Origin of the sequence: Streptomyces sp. AV19, from assembly GCF_015999245.1 — a bacterium.
In the GTDB taxonomy this organism is placed as follows: domain Bacteria; phylum Actinomycetota; class Actinomycetes; order Streptomycetales; family Streptomycetaceae; genus Streptomyces.
The window spans coordinates 1-1,955 of record NZ_JAEAMR010000044.1 but is presented as its reverse complement, the minus strand read 5'-3'; the positions used below and the strand labels follow the sequence as shown (position 1 = coordinate 1,955).

General features: G+C 71.0%; 4 protein-coding genes. All 4 read left to right on the top strand.

What is annotated here, in order from left to right; genetic code table 11:
- Positions 1-473, top strand: a 473-nt coding sequence (locus I5Q34_RS32915) for a hypothetical protein (RefSeq protein ID WP_234429896.1), incomplete at its 5' end; no start/stop codon positions are given.
- Between the two features lies 1 nt (position 474).
- Positions 475-858: a hypothetical protein gene (locus tag I5Q34_RS32910; protein ID WP_199896169.1), complete on the top strand. Its 384-nt coding sequence runs from the start codon at positions 475-477 to the stop codon at positions 856-858.
- A 4-nt stretch (positions 859-862) separates the two neighbouring features.
- A complete protein-coding gene (locus I5Q34_RS32905; RefSeq protein ID WP_199896168.1) occupies positions 863-1,318 on the top strand; it encodes a hypothetical protein in 456 nt (151 codons plus the stop codon).
- A 3-nt stretch (positions 1,319-1,321) separates the two neighbouring features.
- On the top strand, positions 1,322-1,955 hold a 634-nt coding region (locus I5Q34_RS32900; RefSeq protein ID WP_199896167.1), incomplete at its 3' end, for a hypothetical protein.

Below are 1,955 nucleotides of genomic sequence, written 5' to 3'. Positions count from 1 at the left end.
CCGACTCCCTCACCGCGTCCGCCGCAGACGTGTCCATCACCGTCTCCACCCTGACCGCCGCCCCGGCCGTCGACGAGGTCATCCTCATCGACTCCGAGCGGATGCTCGTCGTGGACGTGGCCGGCTCCGTCCTGACCGTGAAGCGGGCATGGGACGGCTCCGTCCTGGCCGCGCACGCGGCCGGGGCCGACATCTACGCGCCCCGCACCCTGACCGTGACCCGCGGCGCCCTCGGCACCACGGCGGCCGCTATGAGCGCGGGTGACGACATCTACCGCTGGGACCCGCCCGGTCCGGTCCGGGAGCTCACCGTCGCCGAGGCCCTGACCTCCCTGCTCCAGGGGCAGTCCGGGTACGCCCGGGTGGTCGGCTCCGGCGAGGCGCAGCGCGAAGCGTCCGGCCGGGGGCTGCGGGACCTGCGGGAGTCGGTGTACGCGAGCCACGGTCGCAAGGCCCGTACGAGGGCGGTGTGACATGGGCGTCGACGTCGAAATGAACGGGCCGCTCTTCGACGGCCGCGCCGCACGTGCCGCCGCCGCGTTCTGCGACGCCGCGCGCGAGGAGATCGCCGAGTACGCCGAGACCCTCGTCCTCAACGAACTCGGACACGTGCTGCGGCACCCGACCGGCTACTACGAGTCCCGGGTCGAGACCGAGCGGCTCGCGGCGGACACGAGCCGCGTGCACGACAACGGCGTGGTCTACGGGCCGTGGCTGGAGGGCATCGGCTCCCGCAACGCCCCGGTCACCAGGTTCGCGGGTTACTCGCACTGGCGGCGGATGAAGGAAGCCGTCAAAGGCCAGGTACCGGCCATGGCGGAGCGGATCCTTCAGCGGCATCTGCCGGGGATGAGGTGACGCGGTGGCACTGAACATCAGCGGCATCCTCGACGTGGTGATCTCCCACGCCATGGCGTCCGGGCACTTCGAGCGGGTCAACGGGCACGAGCCTCAGAATGCACCCGGTCGCGGGCTGACGGCGGCCGTGTGGGTGGACGGGATCACCGCCGCCCGGACGTCCGGGCTCGGCTCGGCATCCGCCCGGCTGATCTTCAACGTGCGCCTGTACACGTCGGCGATCCAGGAGCCGGCCGACGCGATCGACCCGAACCTCCTGACCGCCACGGACGCCCTGCTCCGCGCCTATGTGGGCGACTTCGACCTCGGCGGCACCGTGCGGCAGGTCGACGTCTTCGGCCAGCACGGGGCCGCGTTGGAGGCGCGGGCGGGCTACATCCAGCAGGACGGCGCGCTGCTGCGGGTCATCACGATCACGCTGCCCGTCATCGTCAACGACCTTTGGGACGAGGTGGCATAGCCCATGGCCAAGCAATCCGGGCTCGGCGACAACCTGTACGTCGCGGGCTACGACCTCAGCGGGGACATCGGCCAGCTCGGCGGCGTCTCCGGCGGCCCGGCGGCGCTGGAGGTCACCGGCATCGACAAGTCCGCGTTCGAGCGGATCGGCGGTCTGCGGGACGGGAAGCTGGAGTTCACGGCCTGGTTCAACCCGGCCACCGACCGGGCGCACCAGCGCTTCCGCTCGCTGCCGACGACCGACGTGATCACGACCTATTTCCGTGGCACGACGTTGGGGAACGCCTCGGCGAACATCGTCGCCAAGCAGATCAACTACGACGGCACCAGGGCGGACGACGGCGCGTTCACCTTCGCCGTGGAGGCTCAGGCCAACGGCTACGGACTGGAGTGGGGGCGCTCTCTCACCGCCGGGAAGCGTACGGACACCACGGCCACCAACGGCTCGTCGGTGGACTTCGGGACCGGCTCAACTGCCTTCGGGCTTCAGGCTTACCTGCACGTCTTCGCGTTCACGGGCACGTCGGTCACGGTCAAGCTCCAGGAGAGCAGCGACGACGGGTCCGGCGACGCCTGGGCCGACGTGACCGGCGGCGCGTTCACCGCGGCCACCGGGGTGACGAGCGAGCGGATCGCGA

Bases quoted from the DNA above. Each gene is read 5' to 3' on its own strand.
- I5Q34_RS32910 (WP_199896169.1), top strand. From the start codon at position 475: ATGGGCGTCGACGTCGAAATGAACGGGCCGCTCTTCGACGGCCGCGCC.